This window comes from Paenibacillus sp. 01T443, assembly GCF_056398325.1.
Map to the genome: position 1 here is coordinate 207,505 of NZ_JBFTPE010000011.1, position 22,034 is coordinate 229,538.

At 46.9% G+C, this 22,034-nt stretch carries 21 protein-coding genes; 7 read left to right on the forward strand and 14 right to left on the reverse strand.

From position 1 onward, the window contains the following. Window positions 1–39: 39 nt before the first annotated feature. The 7 genes from AC1DLI_RS22145 to moaA form a co-directional block, all read right to left on the reverse strand. Complete coding sequence (locus tag AC1DLI_RS22145; RefSeq protein ID WP_477606487.1) at window positions 40–1,197, reverse strand: glycosyltransferase family 4 protein; 1,158 nt, start codon at window positions 1,195–1,197, stop codon at window positions 40–42. An 85-nt stretch (window positions 1,198–1,282) separates the two neighbouring features. After that, window positions 1,283–2,314 (reverse strand): sporulation integral membrane protein YtvI, encoded by a 1,032-nt coding sequence (gene ytvI / locus AC1DLI_RS22150; RefSeq protein WP_477606489.1) that lies wholly within the window; start codon window positions 2,312–2,314, stop codon window positions 1,283–1,285. A gap of 75 nt (window positions 2,315–2,389) precedes the next feature. Further along, window positions 2,390–3,529 (reverse strand): radical SAM/CxCxxxxC motif protein YfkAB, encoded by a 1,140-nt coding sequence (yfkAB, locus tag AC1DLI_RS22155; RefSeq protein ID WP_477606491.1) that lies wholly within the window; start codon window positions 3,527–3,529, stop codon window positions 2,390–2,392. Between the two features lie 134 nt (window positions 3,530–3,663). Beyond that, window positions 3,664–4,782 (reverse strand): HD-GYP domain-containing protein, encoded by a 1,119-nt coding sequence (locus AC1DLI_RS22160; protein WP_477606493.1) that lies wholly within the window; start codon window positions 4,780–4,782, stop codon window positions 3,664–3,666. Window positions 4,783–4,931: 149 nt separating this feature from the next. After that, on the reverse strand, window positions 4,932–6,380 hold the full coding sequence (locus AC1DLI_RS22165; RefSeq protein ID WP_477606495.1) for a bifunctional metallophosphatase/5'-nucleotidase: 1,449 nt from the start codon (window positions 6,378–6,380) through the stop codon (window positions 4,932–4,934). Window positions 6,381–6,421: 41 nt separating this feature from the next. Continuing rightward, entirely contained in the window at window positions 6,422–6,889 is a 468-nt protein-coding gene (locus AC1DLI_RS22170; protein ID WP_477606497.1) for a hypothetical protein, read from the reverse strand. 9 nt (window positions 6,890–6,898) lie between these two features. Further along, window positions 6,899–7,900, reverse strand: a complete 1,002-nt coding sequence (moaA, locus tag AC1DLI_RS22175; protein ID WP_477606499.1) for a GTP 3',8-cyclase MoaA — start codon at window positions 7,898–7,900, stop codon at window positions 6,899–6,901. Between the two features lie 102 nt (window positions 7,901–8,002). Between moaA and AC1DLI_RS22180 the strand changes: the two genes are divergently transcribed. From AC1DLI_RS22180 to AC1DLI_RS22195, 4 genes are all read left to right on the forward strand, one after another. After that, window positions 8,003–8,737 (forward strand): molybdenum cofactor biosynthesis protein, encoded by a 735-nt coding sequence (locus tag AC1DLI_RS22180; RefSeq protein ID WP_477606501.1) that lies wholly within the window; start codon window positions 8,003–8,005, stop codon window positions 8,735–8,737. A gap of 52 nt (window positions 8,738–8,789) precedes the next feature. After that, a complete protein-coding gene (locus tag AC1DLI_RS22185; RefSeq protein ID WP_477606503.1) occupies window positions 8,790–9,869 on the forward strand; it encodes a ThiF family adenylyltransferase in 1,080 nt (359 codons plus the stop codon). Window positions 9,870–9,961: 92 nt separating this feature from the next. Continuing rightward, window positions 9,962–11,017, forward strand: a complete 1,056-nt coding sequence (locus AC1DLI_RS22190) for an HD-GYP domain-containing protein (protein ID WP_477606505.1) — start codon at window positions 9,962–9,964, stop codon at window positions 11,015–11,017. A 150-nt stretch (window positions 11,018–11,167) separates the two neighbouring features. Next, window positions 11,168–12,286, forward strand: a complete 1,119-nt coding sequence (locus AC1DLI_RS22195) for a YhfM domain-containing protein (RefSeq protein ID WP_477606507.1) — start codon at window positions 11,168–11,170, stop codon at window positions 12,284–12,286. 60 nt (window positions 12,287–12,346) lie between these two features. Here the strand turns inward: AC1DLI_RS22195 and sufB are convergent, their stop codons facing one another. From sufB to AC1DLI_RS22225, 6 genes are all read right to left on the reverse strand, one after another. Continuing rightward, on the reverse strand, window positions 12,347–13,744 hold the full coding sequence (gene sufB, locus AC1DLI_RS22200; RefSeq protein ID WP_477606509.1) for a Fe-S cluster assembly protein SufB: 1,398 nt from the start codon (window positions 13,742–13,744) through the stop codon (window positions 12,347–12,349). A gap of 29 nt (window positions 13,745–13,773) precedes the next feature. Next, a complete protein-coding gene (gene sufU, locus AC1DLI_RS22205) occupies window positions 13,774–14,205 on the reverse strand; it encodes a Fe-S cluster assembly sulfur transfer protein SufU (RefSeq protein WP_308996885.1) in 432 nt (143 codons plus the stop codon). Beyond that, the gene (locus tag AC1DLI_RS22210; RefSeq protein ID WP_477606512.1) at window positions 14,192–15,418 is read right to left on the reverse strand and encodes a cysteine desulfurase; all 1,227 of its coding nucleotides are present in this window, start codon (window positions 15,416–15,418) and stop codon (window positions 14,192–14,194) included. Before AC1DLI_RS22210 ends, sufU begins: the two co-directional genes overlap by 14 nt. Further along, window positions 15,415–16,722, reverse strand: coding sequence for a Fe-S cluster assembly protein SufD (gene sufD / locus AC1DLI_RS22215; protein WP_477606514.1), 1,308 nt, complete (start codon window positions 16,720–16,722; stop codon window positions 15,415–15,417). The genes AC1DLI_RS22210 and sufD overlap by 4 nt, the downstream gene beginning before the upstream one ends. Window positions 16,723–16,743: 21 nt before the next feature. Then, window positions 16,744–17,523 (reverse strand): Fe-S cluster assembly ATPase SufC, encoded by a 780-nt coding sequence (sufC, locus tag AC1DLI_RS22220; protein WP_308996882.1) that lies wholly within the window; start codon window positions 17,521–17,523, stop codon window positions 16,744–16,746. A 280-nt stretch (window positions 17,524–17,803) separates the two neighbouring features. Next, entirely contained in the window at window positions 17,804–18,385 is a 582-nt protein-coding gene (locus AC1DLI_RS22225) for a DUF1802 family protein (RefSeq protein WP_477606517.1), read from the reverse strand. A gap of 155 nt (window positions 18,386–18,540) precedes the next feature. On the opposite strand from AC1DLI_RS22225, the gene mtnK reads away from it, so the two are divergent. Both mtnK and mtnA read left to right on the forward strand, forming a co-directional pair. Further along, a complete protein-coding gene (gene mtnK / locus AC1DLI_RS22230) occupies window positions 18,541–19,752 on the forward strand; it encodes an S-methyl-5-thioribose kinase (protein WP_477606519.1) in 1,212 nt (403 codons plus the stop codon). 24 nt (window positions 19,753–19,776) lie between these two features. Further along, window positions 19,777–20,829, forward strand: a complete 1,053-nt coding sequence (mtnA, locus tag AC1DLI_RS22235; protein ID WP_477606521.1) for an S-methyl-5-thioribose-1-phosphate isomerase — start codon at window positions 19,777–19,779, stop codon at window positions 20,827–20,829. 182 nt (window positions 20,830–21,011) lie between these two features. Here mtnA and AC1DLI_RS22240 read toward each other — a convergent pair whose 3' ends face one another. After that, a complete protein-coding gene (locus AC1DLI_RS22240; RefSeq protein ID WP_308996878.1) occupies window positions 21,012–21,317 on the reverse strand; it encodes a YunC family protein in 306 nt (101 codons plus the stop codon). Window positions 21,318–21,481: 164 nt separating this feature from the next. Between AC1DLI_RS22240 and AC1DLI_RS22245 the strand changes: the two genes are divergently transcribed. Next, window positions 21,482–22,030, forward strand: coding sequence for a hypothetical protein (locus AC1DLI_RS22245; protein WP_477606523.1), 549 nt, complete (start codon window positions 21,482–21,484; stop codon window positions 22,028–22,030). Window positions 22,031–22,034 lie beyond the last annotated feature (4 nt).

The following is a 22,034-nucleotide window of genomic DNA, read 5'->3' on the forward strand; positions in this document are numbered from 1 at the left end:
TCAACCCTCAATTTCCCAAAAGCCAATAAATACACCTAGCTACAGGTTGCTTTCCTTTAAAAGCTTTACCCACCGATCGGCCGTATGCCGCCATGTGAATGTTTGCTCTACCCGCTCACGGCTAAGCCGGCCCAGCTTCTGACGAAGCTGCTTATCACCAAGCAGCTCATGGAGCCTTTCCTTCAGCTCACGCTCGATATTGGATTGATTTACCAAATATCCAGTTTCCCCGTTTCGAATAATTTCTTTCATTCCTCCGGCACGCGTTGCAATAACGGGAACGCCGCATGACATTGCCTCGACGTTTACAAGCCCGAATGCCTCGCGGGCTCCGGAGGGAACAACCACTACGTCGGCAACCAGCATCCAGCTTGGCACCTTCGTATAAGGAACATAGGGAACAAAACGAACATGGCCCGGGCATTTACGACCCATGCGTTCAAGCTTGCGCGCATAGCCCGTTTTACGGTGCGAGCCGTAAAACGGGCTGCCCACAATGACGACAACGAGATCAGGATGTTTTTTTACCAGCTGCGGCACGATGTTGAGGAGATGGTGTACGCCTTTTAGCGGAATAAGTCTTCCCATAAACAGCACGACCTTTTTACCGCTCAGTCCGCGTTTCTTTCTCAGGCTTTCTCTTTTGGCAGACCCCTCGCCCGAGAATTGCGAAGGGAATCGGAACGTGTCCACACCTGGATATACGACACACACCTTTGATGCGACTTCAGGTGCTTTGGATACGACGATCCGCCGGAGAAACTCGCTGTTGACGATGATTTTATCTGCGGCCTGCAAGCACTTATGCAAGAGGGAAGATGAAATATAGGGAGATGAGATGAAGGTGGATGAATGCAAATAAAGCCAGACGAGTTTGCCTGGGTTCATTCGCTTCATCGTTAGGACAAATTGAGGGCGGTTCTCGACATCGATGACCTGAGGAGAATATCGCCGCACAGCGCGTCCTACTTCATGAATATATCGCTGCTTGCTGCCGGCTGCAAACCGTTCGCATACAACGCCTTTAAACTGTCCCTTGCGGGGCAATCGCTTACTTAATCTTCCAAAGATCCGCGGTTCGGCATAAGGCTTCAGCAGCGGAGCAAATTTCTCTACCACCCGCTCTACAGAGCTGCTTCCGGGCGATGGGATCGGGAAAGAGCCGGGGGTGACAATCGCCACTTTTATAGGTGCCATTTAATAAGATGCCTCCTAATGACCTGCTTTTTTGCAGTATCATACGCATCTTATTATGGCTTTGTTACGACACCCCGCCATCCGTCTAGAGCTTGAATTTCATTTGAAATAAGCCTGCTTTACGCGCCGCCATATAAATGATGACGACCAGCGGTCCGATAAATACTCCGATAACGCCGACTAGCTTAAAGCCAACATATAAACTTATTAGCGCTGACAATGAACCGATGCCAACGGAATCGCCAAGAATTTTCGGCTCAACAATACGGCGGAATACTGTAATGACGAGAAAGAGCACGATAAGCCCTACTCCCATATACAAATTACCCGTAATGATTAAATAGCTTCCCCATGGCACAAGCACGGAGCCCGTTCCAAGGATCGGCATAATATCAACGACGATGATAAGCAGCGCAATGGCCAGCGGATACTTGACGTTAAGGACCAGAAGGCCGATTAATGAAATAATGTATGTAAGAGCGCTCAAAATAAACTGAGAACGCAGGAAGCCAAAAATTGACTTCTTTAGATTATTTAATAATGCATTTACCTGCGGCTGCGATTTCTCATCGAATAAAGAAAGGACAGTCGCCTTCATCGTATTCAAGCTAAAGCTCATCATATACACCGCAACCAAAAAGACGACGAAAAAGATAAACATTCCCGGAATGCTTGAAGCGAAAGCTATCACGGTATTCGATAAGGTGCCGACCATTTTCGTTAATGTGCTTGTAAGCCCCATCAACCAATTTTCCAGTGTTTCAATTGTATCCGGCGGGAAGTTTTGATAAAGCGATTGTGCTTGGAGCATCAAATCGTCTACCATGCTATTGGCATTTTCAAAATAATTAGGCACCTTCTTAAAGAAGGCAATTAACTCCGCAACAACCTTAACACCTAGCAGCGCAATTAGACCAATAAGGATGATCGTAAATAGACTGCTGGATATCGTGGCAGCGAGAAGCCTATTCATTCGGAATTTCTTCATAAACAACTGATTGACCGGCTCGAGAAAAATAGCTACGACAAGCGCCAGCAAAAACGGTGCACCTACCGTAAAAAACAAATAGAGCAGCAGTAATCCTACAGCAATAAACACGATTGTCTTGATCGACAACAGCTTCTCCTCCTCTCTTTACTTTTATATGCTGCTTATTCCGCGGTTAAGCCTGAAGAACCTGCTTTCTGTAAGCTAATCCATCACAGCGCTTTGCTCATGGAAATTAACGTCCTTATAGTACATATCCTTTACAAGCAGATTTGGTCCGCAGCATGCTGCCGCTGGGCAATGGCAATTTACACTCTGAGCAAGAGAATGGTCCAGCCACTTATCAAAGAGCTCCTCAAGCTTGGAAGAATAGATGCTGCCAAAAGCAGGCACATCCGAAAAGTCGGTTACAAAAACGTCGCCCGTAAACAAATTGACATTAAGTCGGTTCCGGCCGTCAGGATCGTTGCGTACCGTCACATTCGGCTCATTCGCTAATCTTCTAAGCAGCTTGCGCTCAGATAGGTTATCACTGCATTGATAGAATGGCAGCGTTCCGAATAACATCCAGACTGATTTGTCTCTTGTCTTCAGCAGTCGTTCAATCGCTTCCAGCATCTGCTCTCGCGAAAGGACCGGCAAATCCTTGGCAAAGGAGCTTGGGTACATAGGATGAACCTCATGCCGCTGACATCCCATTTCAACGATCAGCCGATGAATCTCGTCTATTTTGTCATACGTTCTGTAATTAATCATCGATTCTGCAGAAACAAGTACGCCAGTCTCACTTAGCCGACGCGCATTCTCGATCATTCTCTCATAAAGCTTTGTTGCGGTTTCAAGTGAAACCTGATGTCCTGCTCTCGCAAATCCGATTTGGTGAAAATCCTCTGCGGAAGTATAGTTGAACGAAATATGCATGACGTCTAGATAGGGAGCAAGCTGCTCATATCGACTATATGGCAGAGTCACATTTGAATTGATTTGGGAGCGGATTCCCCTGCTGCGGGCATATTGAAGCAACGGCACCATGTACTCACGGACCGTTCGGTCGGAGAATGAGGGCTCCCCGCCTGTTATGCTGATCGTTTCAAGATGCTCCACTTCGTCCAATCGGTCCAGCATCTGCTTAAGCGGCAGCTTGGCGGGTTCAGATAATACGAGTGTGTCTCCAACGGCGCAATGCTCACATCGCATATTGCACAGGTTAGATACGGTCATTTCTACGCTAGTTAATCGATGTCTTCCATATTGCTGCAGCGAACGAATAGGATCCCATGGATCATTCGTTGGCGAAAGTACGGATAATGGTTTTCTTGCTTGCTGCAAATCTATCGTGTTCATTTTTTTCAGCACCTGACTTATGATCTGGAATGAAACATTCTATATTTATTGTAATGCGCGACCGCAAAGGAAGCAAATAAAACGGTGAAAAAAGAAGCAAAAAGGAGCCTCGGCGGCTCCTAACTCTTAAGTCTTTAAATACCCGCAGCATGCTGTACTTCGTTGGAATCGTCATTCACGCTGACGATCATCATCGTAAGCTGCTTCGACAAGTCAATCTCATACGGCAATTTCAGTTCCTCGCCCGCTTCATTATACAAGATGCGGATAATCGGTCGATGCGGATAGGAGTGGTTTAAATCTGCAACGACTCCTGATTCTCCCGTCTGCAGCTTAACCGTTATCCCGATTGGATAAATGGCGACCTTGTCACGGAACAGTTGTAGCATTTGCTGCTCATAAAGTGTTCCAGTCCCGGCATACAGCCGCTCGATCGCATGATGCGGCAGCATCGGTGCGCTATAGACACGATTAGTCGTCATGGCATCGTACGAATCGACTAGCCCGATCCATTTGGCGTAATCGTGAATCTCATTCCCCTTAATACCTCGCGGATAACCGCTTCCGTCTATGCGCTCGTGATGCTGGAACGCGCAGTGGGCTACAAGCAGCGGCAGGTTAGGCTCATCCTTAAGCAGTTCATAGCCTATTCTGGCATGCTGCTTCATAGCCTCAAATTCCTCTTTCGAGAGCGAGCCCGGCTTCCTAAGCACATCGATCGAAATTTGGGTCTTGCCTATATCATGCAGCAGCGCCCCCATGCCGAGCGTCGTAAGCTCCTCCTTCGTATAACCGTTCGACATGCCCAGCAGCGTTGTATACACGCATACATTCAAGGAATGCTGGAACAAATAGTGGTCAACGGAGCTCATATCCATCAGCATGATCATCGCATCCTTGTGACTGGAAAGATCATCGATAATCATATTCATCATTTGTTTTAACGGCTGCGCTATATAAGGATAAGTAACACCTTTCTTACGCTTTGGGCGATCCATCATCTCGCGGAAATTCGTACGAATTTCTTTAATTGCGAGTTGCATCGTTTCCTCGCTGATTAAGGTGGGCGGTACAATATCTTCCGTTTTCGGATCGGCTATATAAACATATTGTATTCCACACTGCTCCAAGCGGGAAATTAGTCTTTCAGTCAGCTCTATGTTTTCGCCAAGAAGGACTAGGCCCTCTTGCGAAAATATTTTTTTGGCCAGCTTCATGCCAGGCCTGCATTTCGCAATTGGAAACAAACGCATTTTCTCGATCCTTCCCCATAAAAAGATATCTTAACTATTACATCGGAAAAAGCCGTTCGTAATGTTAATGTACGGGAAATTCACGAAAATCGCAACCATTTTATACTATTTTTTTCGACATTATTTGTCGAGATTATTCATAATTTTTGTTATATTGATTCATTTCGCCACCGCAGCCGGCGACTTTCGATAATAGCTGACGGATACTGCAGCTGCACTCCGATAACGTCCCGTATGAATTCAGGCAAATAATATTGGTATTGGACGGCATTGGCCAGTGTCTCGTATCCGGCTTTGAAGCTGAACATATCAATCGTGCCGAGCTTATACAGGCGCTCGTCTTCCAGCGGCTCACCGTTGACGGAAACTTGGGTGAGCTTGCTCATCGGAGGTTTGGCGGAATCATAAGAGATGGATAAGCCGTCTACCGCAAGAGTTCCGAGAACAAAGCCCCGGAAGCCGTAGCCCTTAATCGGCTTATGGATAAATTCAGGCAGCAGCGCTTGCTCCAGCGCTGTGCGAATATCCGTGCCGGAAATCGTCATCAGGCACGGATTAATAGGAGACGGGCAGAGGGCATGCAGTTCGCCCGCTGTCACGTCCCCCTGCGCAAGGCCGCCGAGCAGCTGCCCCGTGTTGACCATGCCGATCTCGGCATCGGTCCAGCGGCGCAAGCCAGCGGCCAGCAGGTTGCCGAGCGGTGATTCCCGCTCGTCTCTGGCGGGCAGCGGCGAATCGAGCCGGGCAACGACCCGGCTCAGCCGCTGCTGTCCCGATACGCGGTAGCTGCTAATGATGGCGGCGGCTTCAGGATGCTCCGCCAATGCAGCCGTTGGCACGCAGGTTCCGCGGAACATAGGGCGGGCAATCTCCTCATCGAACCCGATCTCCACTCGCCCGAGATACTCGCCGAATTTCCCGGCCGCACAAATCGTGGTGCTTCCGAGAACGATCGGCTCCTCCAATAAATGATGGGAATGCGCGCCTAGGATGAGGTCGATGCCGTCAAGCTTCTCCGCCATCAATCGATCGGAGGTTATCCCAAGATGCGACATGATCACCAATACGTCAACTTGCTCACGCAGCAAGCTGACCTGCGCTCTCACTGCTTCAAATGGATCGGTAACCTGCCACCCAAGCAAGGAATAAAAATCAACAAAGGGCGCGGTAACGCCGATTAACCCGATCCGCAGCCCATTTTTGTCAACGATGGTGCTCGGCAGCAGCCATTCAGGCTGCTCCCTCGTCGCAGAATCCAGCATATTCGCGCATACGATCGCAAATCTTGCACGGTTAACATAAGCATCTGCTATCGTTTGGGAAGAATAGGTAAGACCCTCATTATTTCCAAGCGTTATAACTTCATATCCCGCGTTATTCAACAGTTCTACATTTACGATACCGTCGCTGCCTTCCGTTTCAACGCGCATCCGGTCCATATGATCGCCGCAGTCTACGGCAAGCACGAGATCGCTGCCGTAAGAGCGGCGCTCCTCCGCGATAAGCGTTGCGATTTGGGCGGCATGCTCGAGACGGCTATGTATATCATTGCTATGAAGAAGTACCACTCGTGTATGAAAGCTGTCCGTCAAATTCATGCACGCCTCCTTATTCCGTATTACAAGCGGAGCAAGCCACCTTATTTGTTTTTACGCAATTCATCAGCAGAAAATGTATGTTTAAATCCATAAGTCGCTTCTTCCGTACCGTTCGCTGCATTGTGCCCAATCCTAAGCTTTACGATGCTCTTCACATTTAAGCATTTGCTGCTTCCATTCGGCACGTATAAGCGAATAGGCCCAGTCTTTTGCAGCGGCTCTCCGTTTTGCCGGTAAAGAACGGCTGCTTCTCCCAGTTGATCCCAGGGAATGAAAGCCTGGAAAGTATCAGCTGCTTCTACTGTCAGTTGTGAGGGGGCAGGAACGGCATCAGCACCGCTGACCTTCTCGATCCATGCCGAGTACCAAAGTTGCCAATCAAAAGCTTCCCCGACCGCACCAGGAACTCTGTGTGCGATGGGGAAGCTTACACCTGCCAGTATGGCCATCTCTTCCGGGCTCGTTGTGAATGAGCCCAGCTTGAAATGCTCGATCTTGATTTCATGCATACGTATTCGTCAGCCTCCTATTTGAGACATGCGACGCTCCGTAGGGACGTGTGTTTGCGCGCCGTCTGCCAGCTTTGCCGCCATCTCGTGATTTTCCGGCTTAATGTCCATCGCTCGAAGCAGCAGGCGCTGCATTTCTTCCGGATGGCCAAAAGCATCCTTCACATTTAACTCATCCACCCAGTACAGACACGGCTTAATCGATCCGTCTGCGGTTAAGCGCAGCCGATTGCAATTGCTGCAGAAGTGATCGCTTATCGGATGAATCAAGCCAAACGATCCGCGCGCCCCCTTCATCTGCCAGTCATCGGAAGGACCATTGCCATGCACATTCGTCCTTCGGCTAATTTCATAGCCTTCTCGCTCTGCTACTTCAAGAACCCGGGTTAAAGGTAAATAGTGCTTTTTCCAATTTTCATCGGCATGCCCGATTGGCATATATTCGATAAACCGAACATGCATCGGCTGATCGTAAGCCAGCTTTAAAAAATCGGCTATTTCGTCCTCATTCACTTCTTTAAGCAGCACGCAATTCAGCTTAATTGGATCGAATCCGACGGCTGCTGCCGCTTCGATCCCTTCCATTACTCGTTTTAATTCGCCGCGCCGCGCAATAAATCGAAATCTGGATGAATCTAAAGTATCCAGGCTAATATTCACACGGTTCAAACCAGCCGCTTTAAGCGCCTCGGCCTGCTTTGCGAGAAAAATGCCATTCGTAGTTAATGCTATATCTCGAATCCCGTTAATTGCAGATAATCTACTAATTAATCCATCGAGTCCCGGCCGAATAAGGGGCTCGCCGCCTGTGATGCGCAGCTTCGTAATACCAAGAGCCGCACCGGCTTCCACGACCTCGACAATTTGATCATACGACATCAAATTCTCGGATTCCGTGAAGTCCATTCCTTCTTCAGGCATGCAATACAAGCATCGCAAATTACACCGATCGGTTACAGAAATACGCAAATAATCGTGTACCCGTCCAAAACGATCCGTCAATGTAGGCATGAAACTCACTCCCTTTCTGTCTATGTATTAGCATAACATTTTTTTGTGAATTATGATATTCTATAAACAGCTTTGAGCCTAAATGATGAGAGGTTTTATATCATGACATGTAACTGGTCTATTAAACTATTTGCCGGCCTTCCCGAACGCTTGGGAGTCCCTTCTATAAATCTGCAAGCCGAATCCGATCAAATGAGCGTTGCTGATTTGAAGGCCGCGATATCTGCGCAATACCCGGATCATAAAGCATTAATACAAATCGCATTTATTGCACGCAACCATGCTTATGCAGCCGAGGATGCGATCTTGCTTGCTTCGGACGAACTTGCCCTTCTCCCTCCCGTCTCCGGAGGCGAGGAAGCTGCTCAGCCTGTTAATGAGCCTGTGGAACGCTATGTCATTACATCCGAAGTGATTAGTTCGGACGAAGTGCTTGCAAAAGTGATCGTACCCGAGCATGGAGCGGCCATATCTTTTGTAGGCACGACGCGCGAATGGACGCATGGACAGCGTACGGTAAGATTGGAATATGAAGCCTACGCTCCTATGGCTGTTGCGACGATGCGCCAGATTGGCGATGAAATCTCCGAGCGCTGGCCMAATGCTTTATGTGCGATCAGCCACCGTATCGGCGTAGTTGGACTGGCTGAAACCAGCGTCGTTATCGCCGTATCTGCTCCTCATCGAGACAGCTGCTACGAGGCAAGCAGATACGCGATTGAACGCCTCAAACAAATCGTACCGATATGGAAGAAAGAAATCTGGGAGGACGGCTCGGAATGGAAAGGACATCAACTCGGACCTTGGAATCCAACCGAACAGCTAACTGATTTTTAGTTTTTCCGATCGGGTTGGCCTCATTCAGCAAGCATCGAAGGAGAAATAAAAGATGAACAATTTTGATAATAAAGCAATCGCTTMTCCCAGCCAAGCTCTTCAAAGTTCGGCACGCTATGCCAGGCAAGCCCGATTTGCTCCCATCGGAGAGAATGGCCAGCAGCTTCTTTCAAGCAGCCGCGCGGCAGTCGTTGGTATGGGGGCGCTCGGCTCTGTCATCGCCCAGCATCTAGTTCGATCGGGCGTCGGATACGTACGGATCATTGACCGCGATATTATTGAATGGAGTAATCTGCAAAGGCAAATGCTATATACCGAACAAGATGTCCTAGCCTTGCTGCCAAAGGCACAGGCCGCGGCAGTTCATTTGCAGGAAATAAACAGCTCGGTAACGATCGAGCCGGTAATTGCTGATTTAACGGCCGCAAATGCAGAGGATCTGCTTGCTGACGTTGACGTTATCATTGATGGCAGCGATAACTTCTCCGTTAGATATCTTATTAATGATTATAGCGTGATGCACAATATTCCTTGGATTTATGGGGGAGCAGTCGGAGCATCCGGCATGACTTTGACGATTATTCCGGATAAAACCCCCTGCTACCGCTGCCTGTTTAATGAACCACCTCCGCCTGGCACGACCGATACATGCGAGACGGCAGGCGTGATTTCGCCTATCGTAGACATAATCGGGTCTCTTCAGGCCGCTGAGGCGATTAAGCTGCTTTCCGGCAACGTTAACGCGCTGCACGGTACATTGTTTCAAATCGATCTCTGGAACCATGCTTGGCTTCCTGTTTCCGTTTCGAATGCCAAAAAAGCCGAATGTCTCTGCTGCGGCCAGCGCCGTTTCGAATTTCTGGATGAACGCGTAACGGATCCTTCGGCAGCCTCTCTTTGCGGGAGAAATTCCGTTCAAATTACGCCTGGTCAACCCGTTATGCTCAATTTGACTGAGCTTTCTCAAAGACTAAAGCCTATTGGGGCAATAACCGTTAATCGTTTCTTGTTAAGGATCGAACTAACAGACGAAATAACTTTTGTCTTATTCAGCGATGGCCGCGCTATCGTTCAAGGTACCGATGAACTGACGAAAGCAAGATCAATTTACGCAGAAATATTAGGTAATTAGACCCTATTTCAAAATCCTCTTATTGCCATTCCGATCATTCATTGCTACTATTGTAGGTATATATCTCTACTACAATCAATTGGGGTGTCTCGATGAGGGTTCATGTTACAGACTTAATAGATGGAGACCGTTTAAGCAATGATACGTTTAACGAATACGGTCTTCACGTACTCTCCAAAGGAACAGTACTCAATAACCAAGAAATATCAAGATTGTTTCAGCATCGAATTGATTATGTTGATATCGAACAAAGGGTTTCTGATGCTGCAAAAGGCCGGACACTTGAATCGACGGTAAATCCCAAGTGGCTTCCTACAGTGCAGCCCCTTTACGAAAACGCTGTCAAAAACTTCGAAGGCTTGTTCACGAAAGCATCTGCCGACGGGAAAATCGACGATGCCGAGGTATCGAACATATTCCAGCCGCTCCTTAATAATCTTCAGATGGAGCGCGATGTCGTCTCCATGCTGCTCTTGCTGAACACAAAGGACGATTACACTTATCAACATTCTGTGCAAGTAGGTATGCTCTCCTACTATCTGGCCACCTGGGTCGGCTATACGAATGAAGATGCTATGAGAATTGGCAAATCTGGTTTTCTTCACGATATCGGAAAATGCCGTATTGATGATCTTATCTTAAATAAACCTGGCAAGCTTACCCAGGAAGAATACGAAGAAGTGAAGAAACACACGATATATGGGCATGATATTATTTCCAAATCAACCGATGAACCGTTCATCGCTTTTGGAGCGCTGCAGCATCATGAACGTAATGACGGCTCTGGGTACCCCTATGGGTTAACCGGTGATAAAATACATCCCGTATCCAAAATCATTGCTGTCGTCGATATCTATAGCGCGATGATATCACAGCGTGTCTATCAGCAGAAACGTGACTTGTTATTCGTTTTGAAAGAATTGTACAAACTAAGCTTCAAAGAGCTTGATCCCTTTACGACGCACACATTTATTAAACACATGATGCCAAATTTCATTGGCAAGCGTGTTGAGCTTGTGAGCGGCGAAAGTGGAATAATCGTAATGACGCATCCGACTGAGTTTTTCCGTCCTCTTATCCAAATTGGAGAAAGCTTTATTGATATGGCTACAGATCGTGACTACGAAATCCATCAGGTCTTTCTATAACGATTCCTTAAGAAACTCGACTCCGATATTTTATCGTGGTTGAGTTTTTTTATCCATTCGACCAGCCTCTCATAGCAACAAAAGCTTAATTTATATCGTTAAGATGGTAAGAGATGCCAGCGGTATCCAAAACGTCTTGAGGTGAATACATTGCGAAGCATTATTCTGATTATATCCGTTGCTGTCCTGCTTGCTGGCTGCCGTACTGAATCCACAACCGTTAATCTTGAACAACCAAGTCTTAAGCCAACCACTATTTTGGCTGATGAGCCTCCTGCTGATCCTAAGAGCGAAGAAGTTCTCATCACTCCATTGGAAGACGATAGCGATCACCAAGGCGAAGCTGATTCTACTTTGTTGAAGCTCACGGATTCTGATTTAGTTAATGTATTTAAAACAGCCTTTCAAGACGTTGAACCGATACATGGCATTGTGAAGAGCAAAGCACCCTCCCATAAGGTCTTAATCAATAAAACGGAATATGATTTATGGATTGATGATGGAAAAACAGGTACGATTGCCCGTGCAGAAGAAAGCCACACGCTGTATTCGATGTCCCTTACCGCGACCTTGAAGATCAAAGAGATCTTATCTTGGTCAGAGCCTCAAAAACCCGTTCAAGGACTCGTTATGGACAAAGAAATCCATGATGTTTCGCTGCGTATTTTAGTTGCGACAAATTGGACTGGCCATACACAAAATATTTCAATGGATGATATGATTAAGAAATCCTACAAAACGAATGAACTCGCATGGTACACAGTATCCCAAGAGTTTTATGTTCAAGCTCATATAGGGCAGCAGGTTTCAATCATTGCAGCAGCCCAGCAGTTGGAGTCTAATCCGCCGATTCGATACTCGATCACCGCTCGGCTTATTGAACCGCTGATTAACAAATCCAGCTTTTATTTAAAGCTCGTAGAAGAGCAACTTAACAAGCAGCAATTAATCCTCACCTCTATTGATATAGAGAATGAATGGGTTTTGGAAGGCATCACGCCAAGCAGATATACAGTCGATCATGTTAAAAATGATAACAAGTCTGCAAACCATGAACAGCTTTCCATATACGTATTCAATTCTGAGCAGCATCTTGAAGCCGGTCTCGATGATTTTCACAAGCAAACCGCTTTAATGAATATGCTTTACCCCCGCATCTATAAAATCAACAATGTCATGTTATTCTATTGGGCACGCGGCGACATGGATAAGCAGGCAATCTTTGGACCCTCTTTCGACAAAGCAGCCGAGCAGCTCTTATTGAAGTAATTAAAAATAAACACAAAAAAGCCCCTTTGCAGGGGCTTTTTCTAGTTAAGCAGGCGGTTATTAACCGATACTGCCTTCCATTTCGAATTTGATCAAACGGTTCATCTCAACCGCGTATTCCATTGGAAGCTCTTTCGTGAACGGCTCGATGAAGCCCATTACGATCATTTGCGTTGCTTCTGCTTCGCTAAGACCACGGCTCATCAAGTAGAACAATTGATCTTCAGAAACCTTCGATACGGTTGCTTCATGCTCAAGCGTGATGTTGTCGTTCAAAATCTCGTTATAAGGAATCGTATCCGAAGTCGATTCGTTATCAAGAATGAGCGTATCACATTTGATGTTCGCTTTCGCGCCGTCAGAGTTGCGTCCGAAGGAAGCAAGACCACGGTACGTTACTTTACCGCCATGTTTACTGATTGATTTCGAAATGATCATGGAGCTGGTATCCGGTGCAAGGTGAGTCATTTTCGCTCCTGCATCCTGATGCTGGCCTTTACCGGCAACGGCAATGGACAATACCATGCCTTTCGCGCCGCGGCCGCGCAATACGACAGCTGGGTACTTCATTGTCAGCTTAGAGCCGATGTTTCCGTCTACCCACTCCATCGTTGCATTCTCGTCCGCAACTGCACGTTTCGTAACCAGGTTATAAATATTCGGTGCCCAGTTTTGAATCGTCGTATAACGAACGCGTGCATTTTTCTTAACCAAAATCTCAACTACTGCGCTGTGCAGTGAGTTTGTGCTGTATACCGGAGCCGTACAGCCTTCAACATAGTGAACGGAGCTGTCTTCGTCAGCGATAATTAGCGTACGCTCGAATTGACCCATGTTCTCGGAGTTGATACGGAAATAGGCTTGCAATGGAACCTCACATTTAACGCCCTTAGGAACGTAGATGAAGCTTCCGCCTGACCATACCGCACTGTTCAAAGCTGCAAATTTATTGTCATTCGGAGGAATAATCGTTCCGAAATATTCTTTCATCAGCTCAGGGTACTCGCGAAGCGCCGTGTCCGTATCCGTGAAGATTACGCCTTGCTTCTCAAGATCCTCTTGCATGCTGTGGTAAACGACCTCGGACTCGTATTGAGCCGATACGCCGGCAAGAAACTTTTGCTCAGCCTCTGGGATACCAAGCTTGTCAAACGTTTCTTTAATTTCGGAAGGAACCTCTTCCCAAGTCTTGCCTTGCTTATCCGATGCACGAACATAATATTGAATGTCGTCGAAATCGAGCTCATCCATATTGCCGCCCCATTTAGGCATCGGCATTTTGAAAAACTGCGCTAGCGATTTCAAACGGAAATCCAGCATCCACTCAGGCTCGCCTTTAATTTCCGAAATCGTGCGTACGATCTCTTCCGTTAACCCTTTGCCTGATTCGAATACGGCTTTATGCTCGTCACGGAAACCATACTTATAATCTTCCATTTCCGGCATTGATTTAGCCATGGTCATTCACGCTCCTCATTAATCTCGTTTTAATGTGATTCTTGCTGCTGCTCGATCCCCTTGCGCAAGGCGTTCCACGCGAGCGTCGCGCATTTGATCCGTGCAGGAAATTTGTTTACACCCGAAAGTGCATCCAGCTCCTCATATTCATCAAATTCGACCGGTTCGCCTTTCATAAGGGCTGAGAACTTCTCAGCCATTGCAAGCGCCTCGTCAAACGTTTTGCCTTTAACCGCCTCTGTCATCATCGATGCGGAGCTCATGCTGATCGAACAGCCTTCTCCGCTAAACTTTGCATCCGTTACTTTACCTTCAACAACCTGGAGCTGAAGCGATATCCGATCGCCGCAAGTAGGGTTATTTAAGTTAATCGTAACTGATTCTTCATTCATTGTACCGCGATTCCGAGGATTTTTATAATGATCCATTATAACTCTGCGATATAAATCATCCAATTGCATGACCGAAGAACTCCTTTGTTTGTAATAAGGCATCGGCTAAGCGGTCAATTTCATCTTCAGTATTATATAAATAAAAGCTTGCTCTCGCTGTCGCAGATACGTTTAACCACCGCATGAGCGGCTGGCAGCAATGATGGCCTGCACGTATTGCGATGCCTTTGGAATCCAGTACGGTTGCCACATCATGCGGATGTACATCCTCCAAATTGAAGGTCACGAGCCCTACACGATTTTGCTTTGGTCCGTACAGCGTAATGCCTTCAAGCGAAGACAATTTCTCATAGGCATAAGTGGCCAAGCGTCGCTCATGCTGATCTATCTCATCAAGCCCAATTTCCTGTAAAAAGTCAATTGCAGCGCCAAGTCCGACAGCGCCGGCAATAATTGGTGTTCCGCCTTCGAAGCGGTACGGAATCTCTTTCCAGGTAGACTCGTAAAGATCAACAAAATCGATCATCTCGCCGCCGTATTCAATCGGCTCCATCTTATTGAGCAGCGACTTCTTGCCATACAATGCGCCGATGCCCGTAGGACCACACATTTTATGACCGGAAAAAGCATAAAAATCTACGTCCAAATCTTGTAGATCAATTTTCATATGCGGTGTGCTTTGTGCACCGTCAACAACCATAATAGCGCCGTTTCGATGAGCGATTTGAGTAATTTCCTTGATCGGATTAATAAGCCCGAGCACATTCGAGACGTAGGTCACAGATACAACCTTCGTTTGCGGCGTGATCGTTTTCTCAACATCCTCCAAAGAAATCGTGCCATCCGGCTGCAGCGGTATATACTTCAAGGTTGCGCCTGTGGCTTTCGCTGCTTGCTGCCATGGAATCAAGTTGCTGTGATGCTCCATTGGCGTAATGACGATTTCGTCGCCTTCGCCGCACATCGACCGAGCATAGCTCGATGCAACCAAGTTCAGTGCTGTCGTCGTGCCGCGTGTAAATATAATTTGCTCCGGTGCTCCCGCATTCAGAAATTTCGCTACCTTCTCGCGCGCTCCCTCATAGGCATCAGTCGCCCTGGAGCCAAGTGTATGCACACCGCGATGAACGTTCGCGTTATCCAGCTCATAGTACCGATTAACCGCATCAATGACGGAGCGCGGCTTCTGCGAAGATGCCGCGCTGTCCAGATAAACGAGCGGATGCCCGTTTATTTCTTGATGCAATATCGGGAATTGCTCCCGAATCGCATTTATATTCATCCCTCTAGCTTCCTTTCGAGCAAACGCTGAAGCTGACCGCGAACCGCCTCGACTGGAATTTCCGATACGACCGGTGCCAAGAAGCCGTAAATAATTAAACGTTCAGCGTCTTGCTTAGATATACCGCGTGACATCAGGTAATAGACCTGCTCCGGGTTAACTTGCCCTACGCTTGCCGCATGACCGGCAGTTACATCATCTTCATCGATAAGCAAAATCGGGTTGGCGTCGCCGCGCGCTTTCGGGCTAAGCATTAGCACCTTCTCGGTTTGTACACCGTTCGCTTTCGTCGCACCTTTCTCGATCTTCGTAATTCCGTTAATAATCGCCGAAGCAGAATCCTTCATAACTGCGCGGGTTACCATGTTGCTGTCCGAGCTTTTGCCAAAATGAACGGCTTGCGTCGTCAAGCTGTTTTGCTGTGCGTTTTTGCCTACGCTGATAACCTTCGCATCCGAAGTGGAGCCTGTGCCTCTCAGCATGGATTTAGTGTCAGACAACGTATTTCCGTCGTTCAAATCACCGATAATCCATTCCATTTGACCGTCATTCTCAATAACCGAACGGCGGATCGACATATCCACACCTGTCTCGCCCATATGATGGATCGAGCTGAAACGAACGTGAGCGCCTGGCTTAACGAACACTTCAACGACAGACGGGTGTACGAATGGCGCACTGTTTGCTCCCGGCTCGGAAACAACGCAATCCACGTATGTCACTCGGCTATTATTATCCGCAACGATCAGGATATGCGGAGCAAAAGTCGCTTCGGCATTGTCGTTGTAGAAAATAGCCTGCAGCGGCAGTTCTACTTCTACATTTTTAGGAACATAGACGAATACGCCGCCGTTCCAAATTGCTGCATGAAGCGCCGTTAGCTTATCTTCATTCTTTGCTACGGCTTGGAACAAATATTTCTGAACGAGCTCGCCATGCTCCTTGCATGCGGTCTCCAAATCTGTAAAAATAACACCTTTGCTTGCATAGTCGCTTGAAAATTGATTCCATACGATACCGGAATTGCGCTGTACCAGCAAATTTTCAGTTCCTTCTGCTACCAATTCGCGAACAACCTCTGGAAGCTCGCTGATTGCTCCAACCGTTGACGGCTGCTCGTAGCTGCCTACTGCTGTCAGATTCCATCTTTCGATACGAACCTTTTCTGGCTTTGGCCAACCGAGTGTTCCGGCAAGCTCTGCCGCTTCTCCGCGCAGTTCAACAAGCCAATTTGGCTCGCCTTTGCTGCGTGCCAGTGCTTCTGCAGCTTGACGGTTTGTCGGAGTAGTTAGTTGTGTACTCATCCGTTATGCCCCCTTCTCCGCTTAAGCCTGGCCGACTGTTTCATCTACGATGCCAAGTTCTTCTTTAACCCAATCATAACCTTCGTTTTCCAAACGTTCTGCAAGTTCAGGACCACCGGATTTAACGATGCGGCCTTGCATCATTACATGTACGAAATCCGGAGTAATATAGTTAAGCAACCGTTGATAGTGAGTAATAATCAGGAAACCGCGATCTTCCGAACGCATAGCGTTTACGCCTTGCGATACGATACGAAGTGCATCAATGTCAAGACCGGAGTCAATTTCATCAAGCACAACAATTTTAGGATCAAGCAGCATCATTTGCAAAATCTCGTTACGTTTTTTCTCGCCGCCTGAGAAGCCTTCATTCAGGTAACGGTGAGCGAACTCAGCGTTCATTTCCAGTTCCTTCATCTTGCTTTCCATTTTGCGAATGAATTTGATCAACGAAATTTCGTTGCCTTCGCCAAGGCGTGCATTCAATGCGCTGCGAAGAAAATCAGAATTCGTTACGCCTGGAATTTCGCTTGGGTATTGCATTGCAAGAAACAAACCGGCAAGCGCACGCTCGTCAACGCCCATTTCAAGGATATCTTCGCCGTTCAATACTGCTTTGCCTTCGGTTACTTCATATTTAGGATGTCCCATCAAAGCGGATGCCAGCGTGGATTTACCAGTACCGTTAGGGCCCATGATTGCGTGAATTTCTCCACCTTTAATGTCAAGATTGATTCCTTTTAAAATCTCTTTTCCGTCGATTGCCGCTTTCAGGCCTTCGATGACAAAATGCGTTGCCATAATATGCTGATCCCTCCAAGGTTGGTTTAATTCGGTCAGTCACTTCTATATAGAATAGGCTTACTATTATAGAGTGATTCTCAATGATTCTCAATAATCATTTTAATATAGTTTTTGTTATAAATCAATGCGAGATGTCTTTGTTTCGCTGATTTTGTCTTATTTCAGCAAATAAATACCGACATTCCCCTTCTTCCATCATCTAATATTTTCCAAGAAAACCGAAAAAGTTTATCGTTCATTCTCAATCAACCGTAGACCTTGCATGCTATCTCGCTTATTAGGCTAATGCCTGTTTAATCTTTTCCACTTCAGTCTGAAACGCTTCGTCATCCAATACGGGAATCCTTACCGATAATCCGATTTCCTCTTCCAGTCTTACCCAAGATTTACATCCGTTATAAGCGGGAACCATGGGTAATTCGAAAGGCTTCTCTAATCGGTATACGCGGAGCACCAAAACATGCAGAGGTTTGGTTTTCTTCCAGCGCAATCTTTCCTCCGCAAATGTATCTGTCCATATATGTAAATCACGCAGGCGATCAAGCGTCTGCTGGTCCGTTATTTCGATATCCATGGCAACCTCGGCATAAGCTTCAAGCTTAACCGTATCCATGTCCAAAGACCAGCCTGCCAGCGTTTCGTCCAAATCATCCGTGAATTCATCCTTCAAAAGATGCTTTTTCTGATGCTCAAAAGCGGGCATTAAGTAAAAGCTTGGGCTCACCAGTTGAAAATCCCGTGTTTCTTCAATGATTCCGCCCTTGCGCATGACGATAATTTGCTTTCCCTCTGCGAGTGCTTTAACGCTGACGGCCCATTCTTTCAAAGCGATGTTTTGCAGCACATTTTGTGTAGTCATTAAGCTTCCTCCATCCTACTCGTCAATAAACTTGTCTCTATTTGATAACATTATATCAAACGAAGGTATTCCAAGGCGAAATAATATACATTATACTATGTTGAGATGAATACTGGGCATTGCTGCCCGACTACTATAACCGGAGGTGGACAGCCATGTCTGCATATCATCCATTAACAGAACAAGAAGCCATTCAAATAGCCCTTTCCCTTGACGGTTTTTTTCCGCAAGGAGCAGCGCTTACGAGCCGCGAGATTGGCGACGGCAATTTAAACCTGGTGTTTCATATCACGGACTCTGCCAGCGGAAAAAGCCTCATTATGAAACAAGCCCTGCCTTATGCTAAAGTTGTAGGCGAGTCTTGGCCGTTGACGCTTGACCGTGCACGGATCGAGAGCGAGAAGCTTATTTTGGAAGGAACACTTGCTCCAGGACTTGTCCCAAGCGTATATAAGTATGATCCAGAGCTGTATCTGACCATTATGGAGGATCTAAGCGATCACATCATTATGCGTCAAGGTTTAATCGGTGGAACACGGTATCCAAAGTTCGCGGATGATATTTCAACCTTTATGGCTCGTACGTTGTTTTTCACTTCCGATCTAGGAATGAACCAGYAGGAAAAGAAGCTTCAAGTAAAAGCTTTTATTAATCCCGAGCTGTGCAAAATAACAGAAGATCTTATTTTTGACGATCCGTATACCGATTCACCTAACAACAGCTTTGACCCGGCCATTCGTGATGCAGCGGAAGCGCTATGGCAGGATCAAGAGCTCCATCTGGAAGTCGCTATTCTTCGTGATAAATTTTTAACAAATGCTCAAGCATTGCTTCACGGGGACCTTCATACGGGTAGTGTATTCGTAACGCCGGAATCGACAAAAGTCATCGATCCCGAGTTTGCTTATTACGGACCGATCGGTTTTGACATTGGTGCCGTTATCGCGAATCTTCTTCTAAATTTCGCCGGTCAAGAGCATTGGATCGCAGATGCGGACAAGAGAAACGATTTCCGTCAATATCTAACCACTACCGTACGCGATGTATGGAACTTGTTTGACCAAAAATTCCGTGCGCTTTGGAATGAACATGGACTGGATCGCCTTGCTTCTTCTACGCCGGCATTTCAAGACTACTACATGGACCGCTTGCTTCAGGATGCCGTTGGGTTTGCCGGCTGCAAAATGGTGCGCCGCATCGTCGGCTTGTCACATGTTGTTGATATTGATCGTATTCCGGATGCTGCCGCGAAAGAGAAAGCACAGCGCTTAGCTCTTGCTATCGGAACAACACTTATACGGAACAACCGCAAGGCGCAGTCCATTGAGGAAGTAATCGATGCGGCCTTATCCCAAGCAAATAATTGATAGACACAGAAAGGAATTGACATCATGACAAAGAATTACGCTGGTTTGCAATCTGTGATTTGGACCCAGGACAGACTTGACCTGCTTGATCAGAGGCTGCTGCCCGAGGAGATCGTATATTTGCCTTTATTGACAGCAGAGGATGTATGGGAAGCCATTCGCCATCTAAAGGTAAGAGGAGCACCGGCAATCGGAATATCCGCAGCTTACGGGGTTGTGCTCGGCAGTCGGGATGAGCAGTCATCCGAAGCTTGGCTTGCCAAAGTGGTCAAACAAGCAGAGTATCTCGCTACTTCCAGACCAACTGCTGTTAACTTGTTTTGGGCGCTTGACCGCATGAAAGCCGCTGCTGCTTCTTTCGTTGAACAGGGCATGTCTCTGGAAGCAAGCAAAGCCGCTTTGCTTACAGAAGCGATCGCGATCCAAAGCGAGGACGAAGAAACGAATCGATTGATCGGGGAGCATGCGTTGTCGCTGTTCAAGGACGATATGGGTGTTCTCACCCATTGTAACGCCGGCGGTTTGGCGACTGCGAAATACGGTACGGCACTCGCTCCCTTCTATTTGGCTTTAGAACGAGGCATTACGCTTCGCGTATATGCCGATGAGACGCGGCCAGTCCTACAAGGAGCTCGCCTTACTGCTTTCGAACTACAACAGGCAGGCGTAGACGTAACGCTAATTTGCGATAACATGGCTGGCATGATCATGGCCAAAGGCTGGGTCGACGCAGTCATCGTCGGTACGGACCGTGTTGCGGCTAATGGCGATGTCGCTAACAAAATCGGCACGTACAGCGTAGCTGTCTTGGCTAAAGCGCATGGCATCCCTTTTTATGTAGCGAGCCCGCTTTCTACCATCGATTTAAACACGCCAACGGGTTCAGAAATACCGATTGAAGAGCGTAATGCCGAAGAAATCACAGAAGGCTTTGGCAAACGTACAGCGCCGCAAGGCATTAAAGTGTATAATCCAGCTTTTGATGTTACGCCAAATGAATATGTTACAGCCATTATTACGGAGAAAGGCATCGTGCAAGCACCTTACGATGTCAACCTGCGCAAGCTGTTTGAGTAAACAACAGATGGCAAGCGTAAATGGCGTTTCCGTCTATTAGCAGCAGAAGCATCCGTTTCGCGGATAATAAATAAGCAGATTTATAAGTAAAAGCTTATAATCCTTATTAATTAAAAGAAGCCCTAATCTGATGTGCAAGCTCTTGTTTGCCTGCACAGAGGTTAGGGCTCTTTTCCTTTCCGTTAAAGCATCAATTGGAGCGCTTCCGAACCCTTCATGCCTACAACGACGCCTATTGACTCTGCAGACGTTGTGACAGACTCCAAAGGAGCTGCCATAAGCTCCTCCAACGTCCGTACGCCGACAGCGCGGCCGGCCAATATTTCCCGGTCCTTGAGACGCTCGTTCAGCAGAGAAACATCTAGCGCTCCGCACATAATATATCCTTTATCAGTCATAATCGCGAGCAAAGTAGTTTTGGGCAGCTTCACTTCAACGCCAAGAACGGTTTCTCCATTCTCAAGTATGAAAGGAACCATCCGCATCATACGGGATCCACCCCCTTCGTTTCACATAATAATAGGCAATGCACTGCAACATCATTATATGCACAAAATATTTTGGCAGTGTTGGATAATTGCTTATTTATATCCCTACATGAAAGCTTAATTTAGTGGTATATTAGTACTACATCACTCAGTTCGGAGGTACTATGGAAAAACATCGCTCAGCCCAAGACCAATCTTCCTTTGTTTTTAACATCGAGGTGCTTGTTGAAGGGAAAAATAATGCTGCAGCTTTGGAACAATTGCTTCATTCGCTAAATCGTTCAGGCTTCATTGATTTTCGCATCTTATCCGGCATCCAGTTGGGTGAACAAATCGATCAGCGTAGAACGAATGCACAGACCRTTCGAGAGATACCCATACCATCGGTTCAGACTGAAAACGTTATCATTCCGAATCAGAAAAGTACGCGAGCCGACGAAAAAAACGATAAGGGAAATGTCAAACCGGTAGACAAGCCTGCAGCTGAATCCGAATCATTGGAAGCATTAAGCTATTTCGATAAAATAAAAACGATCATGAAGAACAACACTCTCATTCGGTTAATCGTAAACAAAGGGCTCGGCATAAAGCTCAGCATCCCATGCAGAATCATTAATTTGGATGAAACGGATAATATCATTACGGTCTACCATGTCGACGAGAAGCAAGTATATACGTTCCGGTTAAATGAAATTGAAGACTTCTCCTATTGATGAA

Bases quoted from the DNA above. Each gene is read 5' to 3' on its own strand.
- sufB (WP_477606509.1), bottom strand. From the start codon at position 13,744: ATGGCTAAATCAATGCCGGAAATGGAAGATTATAAGTATGGTTTCCGT.
- yfkAB (WP_477606491.1), bottom strand. From the start codon at position 3,529: ATGAACACGATAGATTTGCAGCAAGCAAGAAAACCATTATCCGTACTT.
- moaA (WP_477606499.1), bottom strand. From the start codon at position 7,900: ATGCCTACATTGACGGATCGTTTTGGACGGGTACACGATTATTTGCGT.
- AC1DLI_RS22160 (WP_477606493.1), bottom strand. From the start codon at position 4,782: ATGCGTTTGTTTCCAATTGCGAAATGCAGGCCTGGCATGAAGCTGGCC.
- AC1DLI_RS22210 (WP_477606512.1), bottom strand. From the start codon at position 15,418: ATGAATATAAATGCGATTCGGGAGCAATTCCCGATATTGCATCAAGAA.
- mtnA (WP_477606521.1), top strand. From the start codon at position 19,777: ATGACAAAGAATTACGCTGGTTTGCAATCTGTGATTTGGACCCAGGAC.
- AC1DLI_RS22165 (WP_477606495.1), bottom strand. From the start codon at position 6,380: ATGAATTTGACGGACAGCTTTCATACACGAGTGGTACTTCTTCATAGC.
- sufC (WP_308996882.1), bottom strand. From the start codon at position 17,523: ATGGCAACGCATTTTGTCATCGAAGGCCTGAAAGCGGCAATCGACGGA.
- sufU (WP_308996885.1), bottom strand. From the start codon at position 14,205: ATGCAATTGGATGATTTATATCGCAGAGTTATAATGGATCATTATAAA.
- AC1DLI_RS22225 (WP_477606517.1), bottom strand. From the start codon at position 18,385: ATGACTACACAAAATGTGCTGCAAAACATCGCTTTGAAAGAATGGGCC.
- AC1DLI_RS22170 (WP_477606497.1), bottom strand. From the start codon at position 6,889: ATGCATGAAATCAAGATCGAGCATTTCAAGCTGGGCTCATTCACAACG.
- AC1DLI_RS22190 (WP_477606505.1), top strand. From the start codon at position 9,962: ATGAGGGTTCATGTTACAGACTTAATAGATGGAGACCGTTTAAGCAAT.
- sufD (WP_477606514.1), bottom strand. From the start codon at position 16,722: ATGAGTACACAACTAACTACTCCGACAAACCGTCAAGCTGCAGAAGCA.
- AC1DLI_RS22240 (WP_308996878.1), bottom strand. From the start codon at position 21,317: ATGATGCGGATGGTTCCTTTCATACTTGAGAATGGAGAAACCGTTCTT.
- AC1DLI_RS22145 (WP_477606487.1), bottom strand. From the start codon at position 1,197: ATGGCACCTATAAAAGTGGCGATTGTCACCCCCGGCTCTTTCCCGATC.